The sequence below is a fragment of the Streptomyces sp. NPDC002032 genome (assembly GCF_042890765.1).
Classification (GTDB): Bacteria; Actinomycetota; Actinomycetes; order Streptomycetales; family Streptomycetaceae; genus Streptomyces.
Window position 1 is genome coordinate 44,874 of the sequence record NZ_JBIASM010000010.1, and the last position, 20,109, is coordinate 64,982.

At 73.6% G+C, this 20,109-nt stretch carries 21 protein-coding genes; 9 read left to right on the forward strand and 12 right to left on the reverse strand.

Annotated elements, in window-relative coordinates; genetic code table 11:
- The 7 genes from rfbB to ACFYYT_RS22890 all read right to left on the reverse strand — a co-directional run bounded on the left by rfbB (nt 1) and on the right by ACFYYT_RS22890 (nt 8,016).
- Nucleotides 1-987 (reverse strand): dTDP-glucose 4,6-dehydratase, encoded by a 987-nt coding sequence (gene rfbB / locus ACFYYT_RS22860; protein WP_351816985.1) that lies wholly within the window; start codon nt 985-987, stop codon nt 1-3.
- On the reverse strand, nt 984-2,042 hold the full coding sequence (locus ACFYYT_RS22865; protein WP_351816982.1) for a glucose-1-phosphate thymidylyltransferase: 1,059 nt from the start codon (nt 2,040-2,042) through the stop codon (nt 984-986). The genes rfbB and ACFYYT_RS22865 overlap by 4 nt, the downstream gene beginning before the upstream one ends.
- 237 nt (nt 2,043-2,279) lie before the next feature.
- Nucleotides 2,280-2,933 (reverse strand): response regulator transcription factor, encoded by a 654-nt coding sequence (locus ACFYYT_RS22870; RefSeq protein ID WP_351816979.1) that lies wholly within the window; start codon nt 2,931-2,933, stop codon nt 2,280-2,282.
- Nucleotides 2,897-4,930: a sensor domain-containing protein gene (locus ACFYYT_RS22875; RefSeq protein WP_351816976.1), complete on the reverse strand. Its 2,034-nt coding sequence runs from the start codon at nt 4,928-4,930 to the stop codon at nt 2,897-2,899. Before ACFYYT_RS22875 ends, ACFYYT_RS22870 begins: the two co-directional genes overlap by 37 nt.
- Nucleotides 4,931-5,207: 277 nt before the next feature.
- Nucleotides 5,208-5,768, reverse strand: coding sequence for a DUF1707 domain-containing protein (locus ACFYYT_RS22880; RefSeq protein ID WP_351816973.1), 561 nt, complete (start codon nt 5,766-5,768; stop codon nt 5,208-5,210).
- A gap of 83 nt (nt 5,769-5,851) precedes the next feature.
- Entirely contained in the window at nt 5,852-7,024 is a 1,173-nt protein-coding gene (locus tag ACFYYT_RS22885; protein WP_351816970.1) for a UDP-N-acetylglucosamine--N-acetylmuramyl-(pentapeptide) pyrophosphoryl-undecaprenol N-acetylglucosamine transferase, read from the reverse strand.
- A 377-nt stretch (nt 7,025-7,401) separates the two neighbouring features.
- A complete protein-coding gene (locus tag ACFYYT_RS22890) occupies nt 7,402-8,016 on the reverse strand; it encodes a helix-turn-helix domain-containing protein (protein ID WP_351816968.1) in 615 nt (204 codons plus the stop codon).
- Between the two features lie 170 nt (nt 8,017-8,186).
- Here ACFYYT_RS22890 and ACFYYT_RS22895 point away from each other — a divergent pair, with 170 nt between their 5' ends.
- Both ACFYYT_RS22895 and ACFYYT_RS22900 read left to right on the forward strand, forming a co-directional pair.
- Nucleotides 8,187-9,344, forward strand: coding sequence for an NAD(P)/FAD-dependent oxidoreductase (locus ACFYYT_RS22895; protein WP_351816965.1), 1,158 nt, complete (start codon nt 8,187-8,189; stop codon nt 9,342-9,344).
- 63 nt (nt 9,345-9,407) lie between these two features.
- On the forward strand, nt 9,408-9,956 hold the full coding sequence (locus ACFYYT_RS22900; protein WP_351816963.1) for a GNAT family N-acetyltransferase: 549 nt from the start codon (nt 9,408-9,410) through the stop codon (nt 9,954-9,956).
- Between the two features lie 20 nt (nt 9,957-9,976).
- On the opposite strand, the gene ACFYYT_RS22905 is transcribed toward ACFYYT_RS22900, so the two are convergent.
- The 3 genes from ACFYYT_RS22905 to ACFYYT_RS22915 form a co-directional block, all read right to left on the reverse strand.
- Nucleotides 9,977-11,338, reverse strand: a complete 1,362-nt coding sequence (locus ACFYYT_RS22905; protein WP_351816960.1) for a carotenoid oxygenase family protein — start codon at nt 11,336-11,338, stop codon at nt 9,977-9,979.
- A gap of 229 nt (nt 11,339-11,567) precedes the next feature.
- Nucleotides 11,568-13,577, reverse strand: a complete 2,010-nt coding sequence (locus ACFYYT_RS22910) for an AAA family ATPase (RefSeq protein WP_351816957.1) — start codon at nt 13,575-13,577, stop codon at nt 11,568-11,570.
- A gap of 175 nt (nt 13,578-13,752) precedes the next feature.
- The gene (locus tag ACFYYT_RS22915) at nt 13,753-14,214 is read right to left on the reverse strand and encodes an ArsI/CadI family heavy metal resistance metalloenzyme (RefSeq protein WP_351816954.1); all 462 of its coding nucleotides are present in this window, start codon (nt 14,212-14,214) and stop codon (nt 13,753-13,755) included.
- A gap of 86 nt (nt 14,215-14,300) precedes the next feature.
- Here ACFYYT_RS22915 and ACFYYT_RS22920 point away from each other — a divergent pair, with 86 nt between their 5' ends.
- From ACFYYT_RS22920 to ACFYYT_RS22935, 4 genes are all read left to right on the forward strand, one after another.
- The gene (locus ACFYYT_RS22920) at nt 14,301-14,687 is read left to right on the forward strand and encodes a metalloregulator ArsR/SmtB family transcription factor (protein ID WP_351816951.1); all 387 of its coding nucleotides are present in this window, start codon (nt 14,301-14,303) and stop codon (nt 14,685-14,687) included.
- Complete coding sequence (locus ACFYYT_RS22925; RefSeq protein WP_351816949.1) at nt 14,684-15,445, forward strand: MIP/aquaporin family protein; 762 nt, start codon at nt 14,684-14,686, stop codon at nt 15,443-15,445. Before ACFYYT_RS22920 ends, ACFYYT_RS22925 begins: the two co-directional genes overlap by 4 nt.
- Complete coding sequence (locus tag ACFYYT_RS22930; protein WP_351816946.1) at nt 15,442-15,876, forward strand: arsenate reductase ArsC; 435 nt, start codon at nt 15,442-15,444, stop codon at nt 15,874-15,876. Before ACFYYT_RS22925 ends, ACFYYT_RS22930 begins: the two co-directional genes overlap by 4 nt.
- Before the next feature lie 172 nt (nt 15,877-16,048).
- Nucleotides 16,049-16,537, forward strand: coding sequence for a hypothetical protein (locus ACFYYT_RS22935; protein ID WP_388609064.1), 489 nt, complete (start codon nt 16,049-16,051; stop codon nt 16,535-16,537).
- A gap of 5 nt (nt 16,538-16,542) precedes the next feature.
- Here ACFYYT_RS22935 and ACFYYT_RS22940 read toward each other — a convergent pair whose 3' ends face one another.
- The gene (locus tag ACFYYT_RS22940) at nt 16,543-16,752 is read right to left on the reverse strand and encodes a transposase domain-containing protein (protein ID WP_351816941.1); all 210 of its coding nucleotides are present in this window, start codon (nt 16,750-16,752) and stop codon (nt 16,543-16,545) included.
- 95 nt (nt 16,753-16,847) lie between these two features.
- Between ACFYYT_RS22940 and ACFYYT_RS22945 the strand changes: the two genes are divergently transcribed.
- The 3 genes from ACFYYT_RS22945 to ACFYYT_RS22955 all read left to right on the forward strand — a co-directional run bounded on the left by ACFYYT_RS22945 (nt 16,848) and on the right by ACFYYT_RS22955 (nt 18,970).
- The gene (locus tag ACFYYT_RS22945) at nt 16,848-17,636 is read left to right on the forward strand and encodes an ASCH domain-containing protein (protein ID WP_351816938.1); all 789 of its coding nucleotides are present in this window, start codon (nt 16,848-16,850) and stop codon (nt 17,634-17,636) included.
- 129 nt (nt 17,637-17,765) lie between these two features.
- Nucleotides 17,766-18,395 carry a hypothetical protein gene (locus ACFYYT_RS22950; protein ID WP_351816935.1) on the forward strand — a complete coding sequence of 210 codons (630 nt, stop codon included), beginning with the start codon at nt 17,766-17,768 and terminating at the stop codon, nt 18,393-18,395.
- 62 nt (nt 18,396-18,457) lie between these two features.
- Nucleotides 18,458-18,970, forward strand: coding sequence for a hypothetical protein (locus ACFYYT_RS22955; RefSeq protein ID WP_351816932.1), 513 nt, complete (start codon nt 18,458-18,460; stop codon nt 18,968-18,970).
- Nucleotides 18,971-19,201: 231 nt separating this feature from the next.
- Here ACFYYT_RS22955 and ACFYYT_RS22960 read toward each other — a convergent pair whose 3' ends face one another.
- Nucleotides 19,202-19,990, reverse strand: coding sequence for a hypothetical protein (locus ACFYYT_RS22960; RefSeq protein WP_351816929.1), 789 nt, complete (start codon nt 19,988-19,990; stop codon nt 19,202-19,204).
- Nucleotides 19,991-20,109: the final 119 nt, after the last annotated feature.

Genomic DNA, 20,109 nt, shown 5'->3' on the forward strand with positions numbered 1-20,109 from the left:
TCACGCCGCGACCTCCCCGGCGCCGTCCAGCAGCGGCTTCCACCAGTCGGGGCGGTCGCGGTACCAGTCGACCGTCGCGGCCAGCCCCCGCTCGAACGGCACCTGCGGTGCGTACCCCAGCCGTTCGCGGATCTTGGAGTCGTCCAGGGAGTACCGCAGGTCGTGGCCCTTGCGGTCGGCGACGTGCCGGATCATCTCCGGGCCCGCCCCGCACAGCCGGAGCAGCTGCTCGGTGATCTCGCGGTTGGTCAGCTCGTTGCCGCCGCCCACGTTGTAGACCTCGCCCGCCCCGCCCGCGGTCAGCACCAGCTGCACCGCCCGGCAGTGGTCGTCGACGTGCACCCACTCGCGGACGTTCGCGCCCCGTCCGTACAGCGGCACCTGCCGCCCCTCGAACAGGTTCGTCACGAAGCGCGGGATGAGCTTCTCCACGTGCTGGTACGGCCCGTAGTTGTTGGAACAGCGCGTGATCGACACGTCCAGCCCGTGGGTGCGCCAGTAGCTGCGCGCCAGCAGGTCCGAACCGGCCTTGGAGGCGGCGTAGGGGGAGTTGGGGGCCAGCGGCCACTCCTCCGTCCAGGAACCCGCCTCGATCGACCCGTACACCTCGTCGGTGGAGACGTGCACGACCCGCTCGACGCCGCTGTGCAGGCACGCCTCCAGCAGGCTCTGCGTCCCGCCGACGTTGGTCGTCGTGAACGCCGCCGCGCCGTCGATCGACCGGTCCACATGGGACTCGGCCGCGAAGTGCACCACCGCGTCGTGCCCCGGCAGCAGCTCGCGCAGCAGCGCGGTGTCGCACACGTCGCCCCGTACGAAGTCCAGCCGGGGGTGCGCGGCGGGCAGGCTGGCCAGGTTGCCCGCGTACGTGAGCTTGTCGAGCACCGTCACCCGGGCGTCCTCGTAGCCCGGGTAACCGCCCGCCAGCAGCGTGCGCACGTAGTGGGACCCGATGAAACCGGCCGCGCCGGTCACCAGCAGCCTCATACCGCCACCTCGACCCGGGCGTCGTCGCCGACGAGCAGCCGGTGGCGGGTACGGCTCGAACTGACCGCGGCGCCCCGGCCGATCACCGAACCCTGGATGCCCGGCACGTCCCGCACCGTCGCCCCGGCCAGCACGATCGAGTCGGCCACGCCCGCGTCGCTCAGCTCGCAGCCGTCGCCGATCGCCGTGTACGGGCCGATCTGGCTGTCGCTGATCACCGCGCCGGCGCCGACCACGGCCGGGCCCACGATCCGCGAGCGCGTCACCCGCGCCGTCGGGTCGACGACCACGTCGCCGACGATCTCGCTGTCGGGACAGACGGTGCCGGCCACCGACCGGCGCAGCCCGCCGAGGACCTCGCGGTTGCACTCGATGATGTCGTCGACCCGGCCGGTGTCCTTCCAGAAGCCGGGGTAGACCTCGGCCCGCACCTCGCGGCCCTCGCTCACCAGCCACTGCACCGCGTCGGTGATCTCCAGCTCGCCGCGCGCGCTCGGTCCGATCGCGGCGACCGCCTCGTGGATCGCGGGCGTGAAGAAATACACGCCGACCATCGCCAGGTCGCCCCGCGGCTGCTCGGGCTTCTCCACCAGCGCCGTCACCCGCCCGTCCGCGTCCGTCTCGGCCAGACCGAACGACCGCGGGTCGGCGACCTTCTGCACCACCACCTGCGCCTGCGGACGGCGTTGCGCGAACCGCTCGGCCATCTCCACGACGCCGTCGGTCAGCATCACGTCGCCGAGGTACATCACGAAGTCGTCCTCGCCCAGGAAGTCCCGGGCGATGCGCACGCAGTGCGCCAGCCCGAGCGGCGCGTCCTGGCGGATGTAGGTCACCTCCATCCCCACCGGCGAGCCGTCGCCCAGGACCTCGGCGATCTCGTCGCGGCGGTCTCCGACGATCACCCCGACCTCCCGCACCCCGAGGGCGCGTAGGTTGTCCATGACGTGCAGCAGGACGGGTCTGTTCGCGATGGGGATCAGTTGCTTGGGCATCGAGTACGTGAAGGGACGCAGGCGTGTGCCCATCCCCCCTGACAGGACCAGGGCTTTCATCGAGCCTTCTCCTCAGACGGTCTGCCGACGCGTCGGGCGGCGGCGACGTGGGTGCTGTGGAGCCTAGGGACGGGCCCTCGGACGCCGACACCCTTACCGCCCCCTACCCCGCCCCTGGCTTCGCCCGCCCCCGGCCGCCGCACGGGCCGCCCGCCGTCCGGCCCCCCGCCGCCGCCCGCGCACGCCGACGGCCCGGACCCCCCTCGTGGGGGACCCGGGCCGCCGCGCGGGCCTCCCTCAGCCCTGGGGCGCGTTCAGGTAGGCCAGTACGGCCAGCACCCGCCGGTTGTCGCTGTTGTCCTGCGTCAGCCCCAGCTTGGTGAAGATGCTCGCCGAATGCTTGCTGACGGCGCTGTCGCTCAGGTGCAGCTCCTCGGAGATGCCCGCGTTGGACCGGCCCTCCGCCATCAGCTCCAGCACCTGGAGCTCGCGCGAGGTGAGCGAGGTCAGCGGCCCGGCGCGCTCGCCCCGCGCCACCAGCTTGGAGATCACCTCGGGATCCATCGCGGTCCCGCCGCCCGCCACCCGGCGCAGCGCGTCGACGAACTCCTCGTCGCTGAAGACCCGGTCCTTGAGCAGGTACCCGATCCCGCCCCGGCCGTCCGCCAGCAGCTCGCGCGCATACAGCTGCTCCACGTGCTGCGACAGCACCAGCACCGGCAGCCCCGGAATCTCCCGGCGCGCCGCCAGCGCCGCCTGCAATCCCTCGTCGGTGAAGGTCGGCGGCAGCCGCACGTCCACTACCGCCACGTCCGGCCGGTGCTCCAGCAACGCCCGCGACAGCCCCGGCCCGTTGTCGACGGCCGCGACGACCTCGAAGTCGTACGACTCCAGCAGCCGCACCATCCCCTCCCTCAGGAGGTACTGGTCCTCGGCGAGGACAACACGCATGGCAGCTCCATGGTCACTATGGTCGGGCCGCCCACCGGGCTGCTCACGAACAGGTCTCCGTCGAATGTACCCAGCCGCCGGCGCACGCCCTGAAGGCCCGTGCCCCCGGCGGGATCGGCCCCGCCGCGGCCGTCGTCGGTCACCGTCATCCGCAGCACCCCGTCCGAGTGCCGCAGGTCGATGCCCACCCGGGAGGCCCCCGAGTGCTTGGCGGCGTTGGCGAGGACCTCGCACACCGCGAAGTACGCGCACGCCTCCACCGGCGCCTCCGGCCGCCCCGGGACGTCCACCGTCACCTCGACGTCCAGCGGGCAGTCCAGCGCCACCGCCCGTACCGCGTCGCCCACGCCGCGCTCCGCGAGCACCGGCGGATGGATCCCGCGCACCAGGTCCCGCAGCTGCGCCAGCGCCGTCGACGACTGCCGGCGCGCCTCGGCCACCAGCTCGCGCAGTTCCGGCGCCCCGTCACCGAGCCGCCGCTCGACCACCCGCAGCGTCATCCCGATCGCCACCAGGCTCACCTGGGCCCCGTCGTGCAGGTCCCGTTCGATCCGGCGCAGCTCGGCGGCCTGCACCCCGGTGGCGTCCGCGCGGGTCTCGGTCAGCCGCTGCACCCGCCGGGCCAGCTGGGCGTGCCGGGTCGGCCGCAGCAGCAGCAGCGCGAAGCGGGCGTGCAGCCGCAGCGCGTACGGGGCCACCCGCGAAGCCGCCGCCCCCAGCGCCGCGCCCACGGCGGCCGCCGCCCAGGGGACGCCTGCGAGCGCCCGCACCGCCGGCAGCCGCCGCAGCGCTTCGTCCCAGAAGGTGTACGGGCCCGAGCCGCCCGTCAGTACGTCCAGTACGCCCGGCACCACCAGCCCGAACAGCGAGAACCCCACCACGGCCAGCGGCGCCAGCAACAGCGCCGCGGCCGCCACCGGGTTGACCACCAGCCACACCAGGTCCCGCCACACGGCCGGATCGGTCAGCGTGTGCCGCATCAGCTGCAACTGCCGCACCAGGTACGGGGCCCGGTACAGCCGCCTGCCGTACTGGTAGTAGCCGTCCGCACCGCGCCGCACCGGCTCCGGCGCGGCGAGGTAGGGCACCGGGATGCGCACGCCCACCCAGTCCCCGGCCAGCCGCCGGTACAGCGTGACGAAGCGCTGGCCGAGTTCCACGGCCTTCAGGAAGAGGACCACCAGGCCGGTGCACAGCCCGGCCACCAGCGCCACCAGCTGCACGGCCGCCAGCACCGCGCCGGCCACCGACATCAGCGACAACAGGGCCCCGGCGCCCAGCAGCCGCAGGCGCCGGCCGAGCGTGCCCCCGTCGGACACCACCGGCCCGGCGGTCCGGCGGGTCAGCAGCAGCCGCGTCCAGCAGCCGTGCACCCACAGCACCAGGGGCCCCGCCGTCAGCCCCGTCGCGACGGACACCAGCCCGGTCACCGCGACCACCGCCGCACCGGCCCAGGCCGTCCCCGGCGGCGCGCCGCCGCCGAAGGCGCGGACCGAGGGCGACACCACCGCGTACAGACCGCCGCCCACCAGCAGCGCGGGCAGCGACGCCACCGGCACCCCGGCCAGCGGGTCGAGCGCCAGGAACGCCAGGTCCCGCCGCGTCGCGGGGTCCCGCCGCATCTGGCGCACCCGCCGCTGGCGCAGCGCCGAACCGTACGAGGCGTACAACTGCCTGCCGTCGCGGTACATGCCGCTCTCCCGGCGGCGGGGGGCCGGCGGTTCCGGCAGATAGGGGTCGTCGACGGGCACCTCGGACCAGCGCCCGGCCAGCGAGCGCCGCAGCCGCGGCAGCCGCCGGATCCCGTCCAGCACGCCCGTCGCGCCCACGCCCACCGCGATCAGGGCGGGCACCACGGCCAACAGCCCCAGCAGTCCCAGCAGTGCGAGGACGACGCCGCGGGGCGGCGCCGCCGCGTGGGCCCGCAGCCTCATCAGGGCGCCGACCGCTCCGGTCGGCGCCTCACGTCGTTCTTCCCGGCCGATCGGAGAGAGCACCCGGCCAGTCTGGCACGCCCCGTTCGAGCCCCGGTCGTGGCGGTCTGGGGGGGGGTGCGGTTTCCACCACCCCCGCCCTGCTGCCAACTCCCTTCCGGGCGGCGCCCGCGGTCCGTAACGTCGTCACCGCGGGGCGGCCGGCCCGCTCCCCCGAGGACCGGCCGCCCCGGGGCCCGGGGCCCCGCCCGCGATGCCCCCGTCGCGGGAGGGGCCCCGTGGGCTAGCGGCGGCCCCGACGGTTGCCGGCGGGCCCGTGGGCTGCCGGCGGCCCCGTGGGCTAGCGGCGGGCCCGCCTGATCTTGATCTGCCCGGACCTCGGGTGCCCGAGCACCGTCAGCACCGGCTCGGTCGGGTCCACCGGCCCGTCGGCCCGGTTCGCGATGTGCGCCGTGTTCGTACTCGCCGGGTCGATCCGCACCGCCCACCCGGCGGGCACCACGACCTGCACCGTCCCCATCCCGCAGGACGCCTCCAGCGTCACCTCGCGGTGCACGCAGGTCGCCTCGGTGAAGTCGATCAGGATGTTCAGCATCTTGCACTCGGCCACGATCCGCGGCGGCACCACCCACGGCCCGGACTGCCGGATCGCCGACAGGTGCGTCTTCAGCTCCAGCGTCTCGGCCCCCGGCCCGCTGCTCGCGGGCAGGTCGGCGACCAGCGCCTCCAGCTCCGCGTACGTCTTCGACGCGTACGCCCGCTCCAGGCGCTCGTCCAGCTCGGCCGGATCGATCCGGCCGTCCCCGGCGGCCATCCGCAACCGCTCCGCCACCGCTTCCCGGTCACTGTCCGCGGCCCTGGCCCCGGGCGCCGGGAATTCCTGCCCATGCGATCGATTCATACGACGAATCTAACGTCGCCCCCCGGCCCGGCGGACGGGGCGGGGGGCGACGTAGGAGTCTCTGCCCCTCGGGGGCGGGGCGGTTAGCCCTGGGCCGCCGACAGCAGCACGTCCACGAGGCGGTCCGCGGCGTCCGGCCTGCCGTACGCCCGCGCCCGCTCCGCCATCGACGCCCGCAGCCGGGCATCGGTCAGCAGCGGGCCGACCGCGTCGCCGAGGGCCTGCGGAGTGACCTCGCCGAGCAGGGCCACCGCCGCACCGGCGTCCGCCAGGTGCCGGGCGTTGTGCGCCTGCTCGTTGCCCGCCGAAGTGGCCAGCGGCACGAACACGGCCGGCTTCCCGAGCGCGGTCACCTCCGCCAGCGTGCCGGCCCCGCTGCGCGACACCACGATGTCGGCCAGCGCCAGTACGTCCGGCAGCTCCGGGCCGACGAACCCCGTCAGGTGGTAGCGCCCGGCCAGGACCGGGTCCAGCGACGCGGCGGCCGCGCGCAGTTCGTCCACATTGGCGGGGCCGCACTGGTGGATCACGTTCGCGTGGCTCAGCAGCCAGGGGAGCACGTCCCGCACGACCCCGTTGATCTGCTGGGCGCCCTGCGCGCCGCCGGTGACGTAGACCGTCGGCAGCCGCCGGTCGAACCCGTACAGCGACAGCGCCTGCACCGCCTTGTCCGGGTGACCGGAGAGCACCTCGGGCCGCACCGGGTTGCCCGTGACCACCGCACGGTCGCGCACCTCGGCCGGCAGCAGCTCCAGCGAGGACTCCGAGGACACCGCGATGCGCGTCGCCGAACTCGCCAGCTTGCGGTTGGCCAGGCCCAGCCGCACCGTCTGCTCGTGCAGGACCAGCGGACGCCGGCACAGCCGCGCGGCCAGCCCGGCGGGCACCGCGACGTAACCGCCCGTCGCCAGGACGACGTCCGGCTCGAACTCGGAGACGATGGTGCGCGCCTGCGCCACACCGAGCGGTACCCGCGCCATGTCCTTCACGTTGGCGGCGGACAGCATCTTGAGGGGGTTCGACGAGCGGCGGATCTTGCCCGTGGCCACCGTCTTGAACGCGATGCCCTCCGCCGGCGCGACCCTTGCCTCCAGGCCGTCCGCGGTGCCGATCCACAGCACGTCCAGCGTGCCGCCGGCGGCCGCGAGCCGGGCCTGCAGAGTACGGATGGCCGTGAGGGCCGGATAGGTGTGACCGCCAGTTCCTCCGCCGGTCACGAGCAGCCGGAAGGAACGCGGGAGCGAGGGAGTGTCCACCCGCCCCACCCTACTGTTCGAGCGCGGGCGGCCACGCGGGGCGTCGGCCACGGGCGATGTCGGCCACGGCCACGGCCACGGGCGCGGGCGGCGCGCGCCGGAGAGCCGATGTGCCGGTCGGAAGATCATGGGCTATGGTTGGCCTTGTTCTCGCAGCCGGGATTCCCGGTGGTGGGGCTCGCGTTGGTGGTCCAAGGAAAGACACCCCACTTCCCGTGGGGGGATGCAGGTGCAAGGCCTGCCCAGCGCTCGATCAAGGCCCCGGCCTCCTTCATGGAGGCCGGGGCCTTTCGCGTTCCCGTACTCGGCCCGTACTCGGCCCCCGTACGCAGCCCGTACGCGCCCCCGTACGGGTGCCCGTGGCGGGCCGTCAGCCGTCAGCCGGCGGTGGCGGTGAGGGTGTCCCAGCCCCCTTCGAGCAGGTCGAAGGCGCGGCAGAGGGCCCGGCGGGGATCGGCCTGACCGCGGGCGGCGCGGGGCGCTTCGAGGGCGAAGTGCGCCAGGGCGGCGCAGGCGGGGTCGTCCGCGGGCAGGGCGCACTCGTCGGCGATGACCCGGGCCAGGGCGGCCGCATGGCGCAGCCACATGTTCTGGAGGTGGTCGCGCAGCGCCGGGGTGCCGTCCACCAGTGCGGCGAAGGCGGTGAAGCGGGCGTCGCCGTCGGCGGCGGCCATGCGGTGGCGCAGGGCGTGTTCGCGCAGGGCGGCCGGGACGGACCGGCCGGGCGGCCGTTCCCGGACGGCGGCGAGCAGCCCGGCCTCCTGGTCGGCGTCCTCGTCGAAGACGAGGGCCTCCTTCACCGGGAAGTGCTTGAACAGCGTGGTCGTGGAGACGTCGGCGGCGTCCGCGATCTCGCGGATGCCCACGTCGTCGTACCCGCGCTCCAGGAAGAGGCGCAGCGCGGCGTCGGCGATGGCCTTGCGGGTGGCGGCCTTCTTGCGCTCGCGGCGGCCCGGCGCCGGCGCCGGGGGTCCCGTCTCGGTGTCGTTCACGGGAGCACCCTACCGCTTCGTTGAACAGCATCAAAAGTGAAGTCGTTGCACTTATTGAGTCGTTGTGCTTTTGTGGAACGGCGGCGGCCGGGCGATACGGGCGCCGCCCCTGCGACTCCCCGCACCCCCCGCGACTCCCCGCGACCCCGGCCAGAACGGAGCACCACCCCATGACCACACCCGACCCCGCGCCCCGCATCGCGATCATCGGCGCCGGCCCCGGCGGCCTGACCTGCGCCCGCGTCCTCCAGCGGCACGGTCTCACCGCCACCGTCTACGAAGGGGACGCCTCACCCGCGGCCCGGGACCAGGGCGGAACCCTCGACCTGCACCCCCGCTCCGGCCAGGAAGCCCTGCGCCGGGCCGGACTGCTGGAGGAGTTCCTCGCCCTGTCCCGCCCCGAGGGCCAGCAGATGCGGCTGGTCGGCCGCGACGGGCGCCTCCTCTTCGACGCGAGCCCGCCCGGGGACGGCGACACCGCCGACGTCCGCCCCGAGATCGACCGAGGCCGGCTGCGCGGGCTCCTCCTCGGCTCCCTCGCCCCCGCCACCGTCCGCTGGGGCCACCGGCTCCTGCGCGTCGAACCCCGCGACGGGGCCGTCCATCGCCTCCACTTCGCCGACGGCACGACCGCCGACGCCGACCTCGTCATCGGGGCCGACGGAGCCTGGTCCAAGGTCCGCCCGCTCCTGTCCGGCGCGGTACCCGGCTACACCGGCGTCACCTTCGTCGAGACCGGACTCGACGCCGCCGACACCCGCCACCCCCGGCTCGCGGAACTCACGGGCCACGGCACCATGATGGCCCTCGACGGCGGTCAGGGCTTCGTGGCCCAGCGCAACGCGGGCGGCCACATCCGGGTCTACGTCGGCATGCGCACCGACGAGGACTGGCACCGGCGCAGCGGCCTCGACCTCGCCGACACCACCGCCGTCCGCGACGCGCTCCTCGACCGCTTCGCCGGCTGGAGCCCCGGTCTCCTGGGCTTCATCACCGACACCGACACCGGCTACACCAACCGCCCCCTGCACGCCCTGCCCGTCCCCCACACCTGGAGCCGCGTCCCCGGCCTCACCCTCCTCGGCGACGCCGCCCACCTGATGTCCCCCTTCTCCGGCATGGGCGCCAACCTCGCCATGCTCGACGGCGCCGACCTCGCCCGGGCCCTGACCGGCCACCCGACCGTCGAGGAGGCCGTCGCCGCGTACGAGGAGGTCCTCCTGCCGCGCTCCGCCGAGGCGGCCGAAGGCGCCGCCGAGGGCATCGCCGGGGCCTTCGCCCCCGACAGCGCCGCCCAGATCCTGGCCCACATGACCGCCCGCCCCTGACCACCACCCGCCGCCGACCGCCCGCCCCTGACCACCCGCCGGGCGACCGCCTACCGTTGGCCCATGCCCCAGATGCCCTCGCGGGTCGAACTGCACCCGCTCACCGCCGCCGACCAGGACGAGTTCTGCACGCTCGTCCGGGCCAGCGCCGCCTTGCACCGGCCGTGGATGCGACTGCCCGAAACCGCCGAGGAGTTCCGTGCCTGGACGCGCCGCTTCGAGGACGGCACCAACCTCGGCTTCCTGATCCGCGTCCGGGAGACCGGCGCGGCCGCCGGGACCGTCCAGATCAACTCGATCATCCGGGGCCGCTACCAGGGCGCCTCCCTCGGCTACGCGGCCTTCGCCCCGTCCGCCGGGGCCGGGTACATGACCGAGGGGCTCACCGCCACCCTGCACCACGCCTTCACCGACCTGCGCCTCCACCGCCTGGAGGCCGGCATCCAGCCGGCGAACCACGCGTCCCTGGCCCTGGTCCGCCGGCTGGGCTTCCACTACGAGGGGATCTCGCCCGCCTACCTCTACATCGACGGCGCCTGGCGCGACCACGAACGCTGGGCCCTCGCCGCACCGAGCCCCTACACGCCCGACCCGACCCTTCCCGAGGGCTGAGCCCGGCCGGGCGTACGGGGTCAGGCTCCCTCGGAGGGGCCGTCGGGGAGCCAGGAGCCGTGCAGTCCGGCGCCGACCCGGTGGGGGAGGTGGACGGTGGCGATCCGCTCCAGCCCCGACGCGTCGAGGACGAGCAGCTGCGAGGCGTCCTGCTTGAGGTCCGAGACGACCGTGAGCAGATAGCCGTCGTCCTCGCGGGTGGCCCCGGCCGCCGGGACGAACACCGCCTCGCCGGGCATCCGCGCGTCGCCGGCCTGGTGGATGCGCCGGGCGCCGGTCGTACGGTCGTACTTGACCACGCCGTAGCCGCCGAAGCCCTTCTCGTCGGGGAACGAGACGGCGTACTGGTAGCGGTTCTCGGCGCCCAGGTACTTCTCGTTGAGGGTCGGGAACTCCACCGGCAGGTCGTCGGTGATCCGCTCGTCGACCGTGCCCGCCGCCATGTCGATCACCCAACGGCGGGTGTAGGAGCGGGAGACGGGCTCGCTGCCGCGCCCCGGCGCGCCGGTCCACCAGTTCCAGGAGAGCCGGAAGCCCTCGCGGTCCACGGTGGGGCCCTCCAGCACGATGCGGCCCAGGCCGTCCTCGTACGCGTTGGAGACGTGCAGCACGTTGCCCGGCTCGATGGAGAACCAGCGCACCTCGCGGGCGCCGTCCGCGCCGCGCGGCACGACACCGATCCGGGCGGGCTGCCGCTCGCTCCAGCCGTAGGGGATGCCGGAGGGTTCGGTGGGGTCGAAGGTGACGTTGCCCTCGACGAAGACCACGTGGTGACGGGTGAGGGCGAAGTCGTGCTTGAGCGCGGCGGTCGCGCCGGGGACCTCGGCGCTGTGGACGATCCCGCCCTTCGCGTCGGCGACGTAGTGCACCAGGAACGGCGGGAACGGCGCCGACCCGAAGAAGTGGAGCTCACCCGTCACCGGGTCTTCCTTGGGGTGCGCGGTCATCGCCGTGCGCAGCTTGCCGCCGAAGTCGTAGGCGCCGACGGTCTCCAGCTCCCGGGTCAGCTCGAAGGGGAGGTTCGCCTCGCACAGCGCGAGCAGCCGCCCGCCGTGCTCGATCACGTGGGTCCCGGCGGTGCTGGCCGTCAGGTCGGGGCCCCTCTCCGTCATGTACGGCGCGCCCTCCAGCGCGGGGGTGCGCACCCAGCGGTTGCGGTACCACTCGGCGCGGCCCTCGCGCAGCCGGATGCCGTGCACCATGCCGCTGCCCTTGAACCAGTGGGTGGGGGTCACGCCGGGCCGGGGGTTGTGGCCGTTGCGCAGCAGCCGGCCGGTGAGCTCGCTCGGCAGGGTGCCCTCGACGGTGAGGCCGGTGGCGGTGACCTCGTGGACGACGGGCGTGAAGTGGCCGGTCAGGTAGGGCGGCCTGGCGACGGTCATGGCGGAGCCTCTTTCCGTGGAGGGGGGGTGGTGAGGGGGGAGGGTGCGGCGGGCGCCGCCCGGAGTCCCATGACGCACAGCCTCGGGCGGCCCGCTGTCCACCCACCAGGCCCGGAGGGGACGGCGACTGTCCACTCCTGTCCGCGCCTGTCCACCCGCCCGCCCCCGCCGCCCCTGCCCCGGCCGCCCCTGCCCCGGCCGCCGCCGCCCGGTGCCGGGGGAGCGGGTCCTATCCGGCCCGCGGGCCGTGCAGCTCCTGCTCCCACAGGGCCTCGCACAGCAGGTCCAGCCCCTGGCGCAGATGGCGCCGGTAGGTGCCGTACGGAAGCCCCAGGCGGCGGGCGGCGGCTTCCTGGGTGGGGGCGCCGGAGAAGTGGCCCGCCACCAGCGCCTCGCGGGCGCGCACGCCGCGCGGGTCGCGGGCGAGGTCGTCCACGGCCCGGCGCAGCAGCGCGCGCAACTCCCCGGCGCCGTCGTCGGAGTCGGCCGCGAGCCGGGTGCGTACGAGGGCGCAGGCGGCGAAGGCCGCCGGGTCCCGCCAGTGCGCCAGCGCCTCGCGCACGGCCTGCGTGAACTCGCTGCGCGACAGCGGCGACGGCCCGGGCGGCACCGGTGCCCGGGGAGCCGTCGAGATGAAGCGCTGGAGCCAGGACTCCACGGGGTTCCGGCGCCAGTCGACGCCGAACACCCCGTAGGTGTGGTCCCCCACCCTCGGCCGGGCCCCGGTGTCGGCGAGGGTGCCCTCGACGCGTGCGGCCCAGGTCTCGGCGTCCCGGTAGACCGCGAACCCGTACGCGCGGCCCCGGGCCCGGGCCGACTCCGCCTGGGCGCGCGAACTGCTCAGGTCGATCACCCGCGAGGGGACCTGGTAGCGCTCGGGGTAGACGGTGAAGCGGCTGACGCCGATGTGCTCGCCGGGGCTGACCGGCGCGGTGGCGTCGGTGTACCGCCACGCGGCGGCGACGACGGGATCGGTGGCCAGGTCCTGCGGGTCCGGCGGGGCCGGCAGCGCCAGGCGGGCCGTGAACGCCACGGTCCGGCCGGTGCTGACGAGGCGGTAGACGCTGAAGGCCTGCGGCTGGCGCTGCGCCCAGTAGCGGACCAGCTCGGCGGAGGCCGGCCCCTCGGTCTCCTCGGCCATGGCCAGCACCGCATCGAGGTCTTCGGGGCGCAGCGGCCGGTCGTGCACCTCGTCCTCGCGGGACCAGGTGCGCAGCCGGGCCAGCACCTCCCCCTCGCGGAAGAGGTAGAAGAGCTCGTCGGTCACGGTCCACACCCGCTCCTCGGGCGCCTCGCGCAGCAGCCGCAGGTACTCCTGCGCCAGCCGCCCGCGCACCGCCGCGTAGGCGTTCGGGGCCCGCCAGCGCAGGTCGGCGCAGAGCGTCTCGCGGGCGGCGTCGTGCGGGTGCAGACCCCGGGCGGTGGACTCCATGAAGGGCAGGTCCCGCAGCCAGTCGAACAGGACGTGGACGTCCTCCTCCGGCAGCACCGAGGCCAGCAGCTCCTCGGAGGTCGCGTGCGCCTGCGCCGCCACCTCCAGGGCACGGCGGTGGGCCGCCGTCGGCACCTCACCGATCAGCCCGGTCAGCAGGGTGCGCAGCAGGTCGGCCGACGGCTCCCAGACCTCCTCCCGGCTCCAGCCCGTAGACCCCCCGGCCGCCGCGAGGGACAGGGCCAGCGGATTGCCCCCGGCGAAGCGCAGCAGCCGCTCGCGCAGCTCGGGCCGGATCCGCGCCGCCACCAGCAGGCTCCGCGCCTCTTCCGCGGAGAACGGCCCCAGTTCGCGCACGTGCAGGAGCCCGGCCCACGCGGGGTCGGCGGTCCACTGCGGCTGCGGGGCGAACCGGCCGGCCAGCACCACCAGCGCGCCGTCCGCGGCGCGCGGCAGGAACCGGTGCCACAGCCAGCTCTCCAGCCACTGGCAGTGCTCGAAGGAGTCCACGAACAGGACCGTGCCGGGCACGTCCGCGAAGGAGGCGGCCGCCCGCTCGAAATCGGCCGGATCCCGGCTGACGAAGCGGCCGTCCAGTTCGATCAGCGGGCGGCCGGCGGCCCGGGCCGCGTCCGCCAGCCGGCGCAGCAGCGCCGATTTGCCTATGCCGCCCGGCCCGTACACGTAGAACGCGAACGGCGCTCCCTGGTCCCCGTCCAACGCCTCGCCGAAACGGCCGAGTTCCTCCTCGCGGCCGATGAAGGCCCGCTCCCGCGTCCTGCTCAGCCTCTCGCCCACGGACACCACGTCGGCTCCCCTCGCCGGTTACGGATGCCCGGACCGGACCGTCCGGGCAGCCCTGCACACCCCGCCGGTCAAACGGGGCCCGAGCGACGGCGCACCGGCCGGACAGCAGCCCGTCGCCGCCACTCACCGGGTGATTCAAACAGAGGCCGGCCGCCGGTCGGGCGGATCCGCCCGGTCAGCTGCCGCAGGCGCACCCGGCGGCCTGTTCGCCAGGGGTGGTGGCGTCGCAGCAGGCCTGCGGCGCGCTGCCGGCGCTCTTGCCGAGAGTGCCGGCGTCCGCCTTGACGACGTAGACCTCCCACGGCTCCTTGCCGGGGCCGGTCACCCACACCTTGTCCTGGAGGGCGTAGCAGCAGGAGGTGTCGTTCTCCTCGAAGGTGGCCAGGCCGGACTCCTTCAGCCGGTGCGTGGCGGCGTCAACGTCCTCGGTGGAGGCGACTTCGACGCCGAGGTGGTCCAGCCGGGTCTCCTCGCCGGCCTCGCCCTCGATGAGGACGAGCTTGAGCGGCGGGTCGGTGAGGGCGAAGTTGGCGTAGCCCGGGCGGCGCTTGGCGGGCCCGGCGTCGAACAGCTTGGAGTAGAAGGCGATCGAGCTTTCCAGGTCGGCGACGCGCAGGGCGAGCTGGACACGGGACATGGCGGTCTCCCCTCGGACTACTTGTTTCGACATCTGTCGATACAGTCGACCTTGCCACCGGATTAGATGGCTGTCAACATAGAGACATGTCGAAACAAGCGGGTCTGCCGGTGCTCGGACAGGACGACGAAGCGGCCGCGTGCTGCGCGCCGCTGGTCCGCGAGCCGCTGGGCGAAGAGGCCGCGGCGGAACTGTCGCGGATGTTCAAGGCGCTCTCGGATCCGGTCCGGCTGCGGCTGCTGTCGCTGATCGCCTCACACGAGGGCGGTGAGGCGTGCGTGTGCGACCTGACCGGCCCGTTCGACGTGTCCCAGCCGACGATCTCCCACCACCTGAAGGTGCTGCGCGAGGCCGGGCTGGTCGGCTCCGAGCGGCGCGGGACCTGGGTGTACTACTGGGTGCTGCCCGAAGCCCTGGCCCAGCTCTCCGCGCTGCTGGAGATTCCCGCCGTCCCCGCGAAGGCCGGAGGATGAACGCCCGGGCGCCGCTGATCCGGCGCACCGCCGTGGAGGCGCTGGGCACCGCGGCCCTGGTGGCGGTGGTGGTCGGCTCCGGCATCCAGGCCACCGGGCTGACCCGGGACGCCGGCGTGCAGCTGCTGGCCAACTCCCTGGCGACCGTCTTCGGCCTGGGCGTGCTGATCGCGTTCCTCGGGCCGGTGTCCGGGGCGCACTTCAACCCCGTCGTCACGCTGGCCGCGTACGTCACCGGCCGGCGGAGCGGCGAAGGCCCCGGCCCGCGTGACGTCGCCGCGTACGTAGCGGCCCAGACCGTCGGGGCGATCGGCGGCGCGGTGCTGGCGGACGCCATGTTCGCCGAGCCGGTGGCGGCCTTCTCCACGCACGACCGGTGGGCCGGACACCTGTGGCTGGGCGAGGTGGTGGCCACCGCCGGGCTGGTCTGGCTCGTCCTCGGCCTGAACCGCGCCGGCCGCGCACACCTCGCGCCGCCGCTGGTCGCCTCGTACATCGGGGCGGCGTACTGGTTCACCTCCTCCACCTCCTTCGCCAACCCCGCGGTCACGATCGGCCGGGCCTTCACCGACACCTTCGCCGGGATCGCCCCCACCTCCGTGGCGCCGTTCCTCGCCGCGCAACTGCTCGGCGCCGCCCTCGGCCTGGCCCTGGTCGCCGTCTGCTTCGGCCGCCGCCCGGCTCCCACCCCCACGGACGAGACCGCCATCCCGGAGCAGCCCGCCCGCCCCGCCGCAGAAAGCGCCCTGACCCCATGAGCACATCCGCCGCCCCCTCCGTACTGTTCGTCTGCGTCCACAACGCCGGCCGCTCCCAGATGGCCGCCGCCTTCCTCACCCACCTCGGCGGGGACCGCGTCCAGGTCCGCTCCGCCGGCTCAGCCCCCGCCGACGCCGTGAACGGGGCCGTGGTGGAGGCCATGGCCGAGGTCGGCATCGACATCTCGGCCGAGACCCCCAAGGTGCTCACCGTGGAGGCCGTGCGGTCCTCGGACGTCGTGATCACGATGGGCTGCGGTGACGCCTGCCCGTACTTCCCCGGCAAGCGGTACCTGGACTGGCAGCTGGCAGACCCCGCCGGCCAGGGCGTGGCCGCCGTCCGCCCGATCCGCGACGCGATCGAACGCCGCATCCGCACCCTCCTCACCGAACTCGCCCCCGACCCCGCCGGACCCGAGCGCGATGGCTGACCTTCCGGGCCGGCCCCCACGCGTCGAGGCCGACGCAGACATCGCGTAGCAGGGCGCCGGGGGAGGGCCAGACCGCCCCGGCGGCCCCGGGATACACTGCCCCGCCTCACCCCGACCGGAGGCCATCCCAGTGTTCCGCGCACGCATACTCGCCGTTGCCCCGCTGGCTCTGGTGCTCCTCGCCCTGTCCGGCTGCTCTGTCTGGGACTGCACCGACACGACGGCGAAGCGCGGTAAGGCTGACGTCAGGGTGCAGGTCATGAACACGGACGGGCGGCCTCTCGGCGTCACCGCCGCGGTCGTCGACTGGCGCCTTGAGCCCCACCCACAGGTGCCTTCCGAAGGTGACCGGGTCCACTTCCACTTCCGCTTCCGCTTCGACGGCGCCGAACATTCCGCCCGCGTGGTGGACGCCTGCGCGGTCGACAAGAAGCGTGTGGCGTTGGGGTGTCAGAAGGTGTACTCGTCCCAGGCGTTCGGGCCGGCCGACGATCCCCTCACGGGCGACGACTGGCTCGCCGTCGAGCACCCTGAGCAGGTTGCCGGAGTGTTGTTGATCCCCAATGACCAGTCCTACGACGGACGCACCTGTGAAGTGGATCCCAAGGACGGTGGCGGGATGCATCCTCCGGAAACACCCAACAGGGGGGACCAGCTGTAGGGAGGTCACGACGGTTGCACGGTTTTCAGCACCCCTTCGCCGAGCCGGACTCGCGCCCGGCACAGCGGCGAGCGGTTGACCCGGGCCGAGGCCAGGGCCCGGCTGCCGGGTATGCCGCTGGTCAGCACGCGTATCACCGCCTCGTACGACTCCCGGGCGAACGGGCACAGCCCGCGCGCGAAGTACACGACCAGCCGGGCCCACGGGACCACCACAGGGGCCCGGGGAAGGCAGCCGAAATCCCGTGGAGCCCCTCTGCGTGGCGTGGAATGCTCTTCGGCGACCGCTGACCGAAGAAGAGGCTGAAACCGTGTACGTACCGTCATCTGCACGCGCGCTCGATGATGACGAGCGTGAGCTCGTCGAGCTGGCACGCCGCACCGTAGACGCGCATAGCGACGCCGGGCCCGACGAAGACGGGATCCACACGATGGGCGCCGCGGTCATGGCCGCCGACCACCGGATGTTCGTCGGCGTGAACCTCTACCACTTCACCGGCGGCCCCTGCGCCGAACTCGTGGCTCTGGGAGCCGCACGAGCCCAGGGCGCCCGCCAGATGCGCTGCATCGTTGCCGTGGGAAACCACGGGCGGGGGGTCGTCGGCCCGTGCGGGCGTGACCGGCAGGTCTTCGTGGACTACTACCCCACCATGCGGGTCATCGTGCCCACGCCCGAGGGGCCCAGGTCCGTTCTCGCCGCCGACCTGATGCCGCTGACCCAGCGATGGACCCGGGAAGGCATGAGCGGTCCCGACCCGTCGCCCTACCAAGACCCCGAGACGGCCGGCCCCCCGATCATCCGGTTCAACCCCCGCTACCTCGAAGCCGTCCGCTCCAGCGCCAAGACCAAGACCACCCGCTTCCGGGATCCGGCCCAGCTCGGGCCGGCACGGCTGGTGTTCGAGAGCGACCCCGAAGTCGTCCTGCCGGCGGACGTGACCGACATCAGGCACTGCCGGGTCAACGACCTCACCCACCAGGACGCCCAAGCCGAGGGGCTGACGACCGCGGCCGAACTCCGGGAAAGCCTCAAGGGCCACTACCCGGATCTGTCGGGAACCGACGAAGTCGACGTCATCACCTTCCAGATCAAGGGCTAGACAGGCGCCGCTTGAGCCGCTGAGGCACCAGCGACGACCGGTCCGCAGATGACGACGAGCACGGGGCCCCTCGCTTCAGGCAGCCCCGCCAGGGGCCCTGGTCGGCTGGTGTCGCTCGACTCGACGGTCGTGGGCACTCACCAGCACGCCATGGAGGGCTTCCGAGGGTGCTTCGGATCGGTCAACATGAAGTCCGTCGGCGATCCGGGGGTGGGGATGAGCGAGGGTGGGAACGTCCCGGACGGGCGGCGACCAGAGCAGGTCGGACCCGCGCCGTGGCTGGCGCTGGCCTGTCTGGTCGGGCTGTTCCTGTCCTCCGTCGTGCTGACGAACTTCACGGGAGAGCTGCGGGCGGCGCTGTGGGGAGAGCCCGGGACCGTGACCGAAGCCGACTGCCGGACGTACGACAACACCGCCGCCAACGCGGGAACGTCGAGGTCCTGCTCGGGAGCCTTCACCCCGGACGACGGCGGCTCGTCGTTCGCCGTCCCCGTCGAGGGCGACGTCGATGCGCAACCCGTCCGGGCGCGGCTGGTGGACGGTACGTCCGGCACCGCGTACGTCTCACCAACGGTGTGGGCGGGGGTGCTCCCGGTGGGGCTGTCCCTCCTCCTGACCGCTTTGCCGGCGGCGGTGACGGTGCGGCACGTGCGCCGCGCCCGCGCACAGCGCCGGAGAGCCACTTCAAGGATCCGACCCGGAGCCCAGCCGGTCTCGCCGGTGAGCCGAAGCCGAGCGCGATGGTGGCGGGCCTGGTGAAGCCACTCACAGAACACAGCGACCTCACTGTCGAGCCCGGCATCACCCAGTAGCCTCAACCCATGCTCTCGGACGCGGTCAGCGTGGGCGTTCTCACCTTCATGGGTACTGGGTTGGCCACGGCGGCTGGTCTGTGGCAGTGGCAACGAGCCCAGGCCCGCGAGGCGCGGGCAGCCTTTCACGCCCAGCGGGTGGAAGCTCTGAGGGAGGTGTGGGAGGCACTGTCAGACCTTGAGGAGACCCAACGCACGTCCATCCTGCGCCGGAACCGCGCCGCGGCTGAAGCCGACGCAGGCACGCTGCGGCAGGTCAACCTCCTCCTGCTCCGACGCTCGCCATTCCTCCGACCAGATGAACAGGAGTGGGCACAGGCTTTCGCGCAACATGTGGCAGAGATCGACACCCTGATCCGGGCGGAGGGGCTTGGAGGGGAAAACGAGCCGGACTGGTGGAGAACGACCGGACCGCTACCTCCCTCAGCACACGTTGCGGCCGTCGCGGCAGACCAACTCGCACGCCTACGTGTCAAGTTGGGGAACCGGTATGCCGAGGTCGTGCGAGGAGACAGCACATGATGTGCTGGTCTCCTCGCCCCGGTGCCGGACGGATCACATCATTGGCCGGCGCCGCCTCCGAGGTGGGCGAGTGAGCTGACGGGCCGTCCCGGGCGGGACGTGTGGCGGGTGATCCGCCTGGTCATGACGGTGATCGCCGCCCAGGTGATCAGCGACTCGGAATGCTGCCTCGACCCCATCGCCTGCACCGCCGGGGACATGGACCCCTGGGCACCGCGGGGTGCCTCGGGATCAGTGGGCCCAGGGCAGGCGGAGGGCCTCGATCTCCGTGTCGTTCAGGAGGGCCTCGACGAGCGGGGCAGGGCCCGCCACCTTGGTGGCCCAGAGGTCATAGTCCGTGCAGAGGACCCAGGACCGGTCTTGGGACCAGAGGTTGGACGGGCTCCAACCGTCCTCGTCGGGGTGGTCGTACAACGCCTTGGCATCCGCGAGCGTGCCGGCTCGAACGTGCAGGTTGTCGAGGTCCTCGGCCCCGTGCAAAAGCGGGTTGTAGTAGGCCAGGCAGCGGGTCTGCGCCCCCTGCGGGCTGTGTGCGGTGAGGATGTCGACCACGCGGTTCCAGTCGGACCGGTCCAGGCTGCCCTCGGCCGGCCCGTTGATACCCACTGGCCAGCCGTTCGGCTCCCGGAGCGAGGGGAACGAGCGGTAGCAGGGCAGTCGCCCCTCGGGCGCCACGGGATCACCAGTCCGCCGAGAGAGCTCCGCCCAGCGCAGTCGGCGCCATTGGGGGCCAAGGGGCTCGCCCGGCTTCCCCTCGAACACGTCCGCGGGGTCGAGGCCCGGGATGACCTCGGGCCCGCCGCCGTTCAGCACGGCTCGTTGATACGCGACATAGGACATGTCGGTGGGACCGAGTTCGTGTTCGTACATGGAGTGCAGCACCCAGGCGGCGTCGGGCAGTGCCGGTGGCATGAAGCCGGTGAGCCCGTCATCGTCGGCCAGGTCCCGTAGCCAATCCGTCTCCGCAGACGCGGTCAGCGGCCATCGAGCGGTCGCCAGAGCAGCGGATGTCTCGTTCATCCGTTCAGGATCCCACCCGCCGCAGCGACGAGCGCCGGGATCACCCCAGCTCCACCATGTTCCCGGCGTCCTTGACATCCGCTTCCCCCGCGCGCCAACCATCACGCTCAGTCTCACCT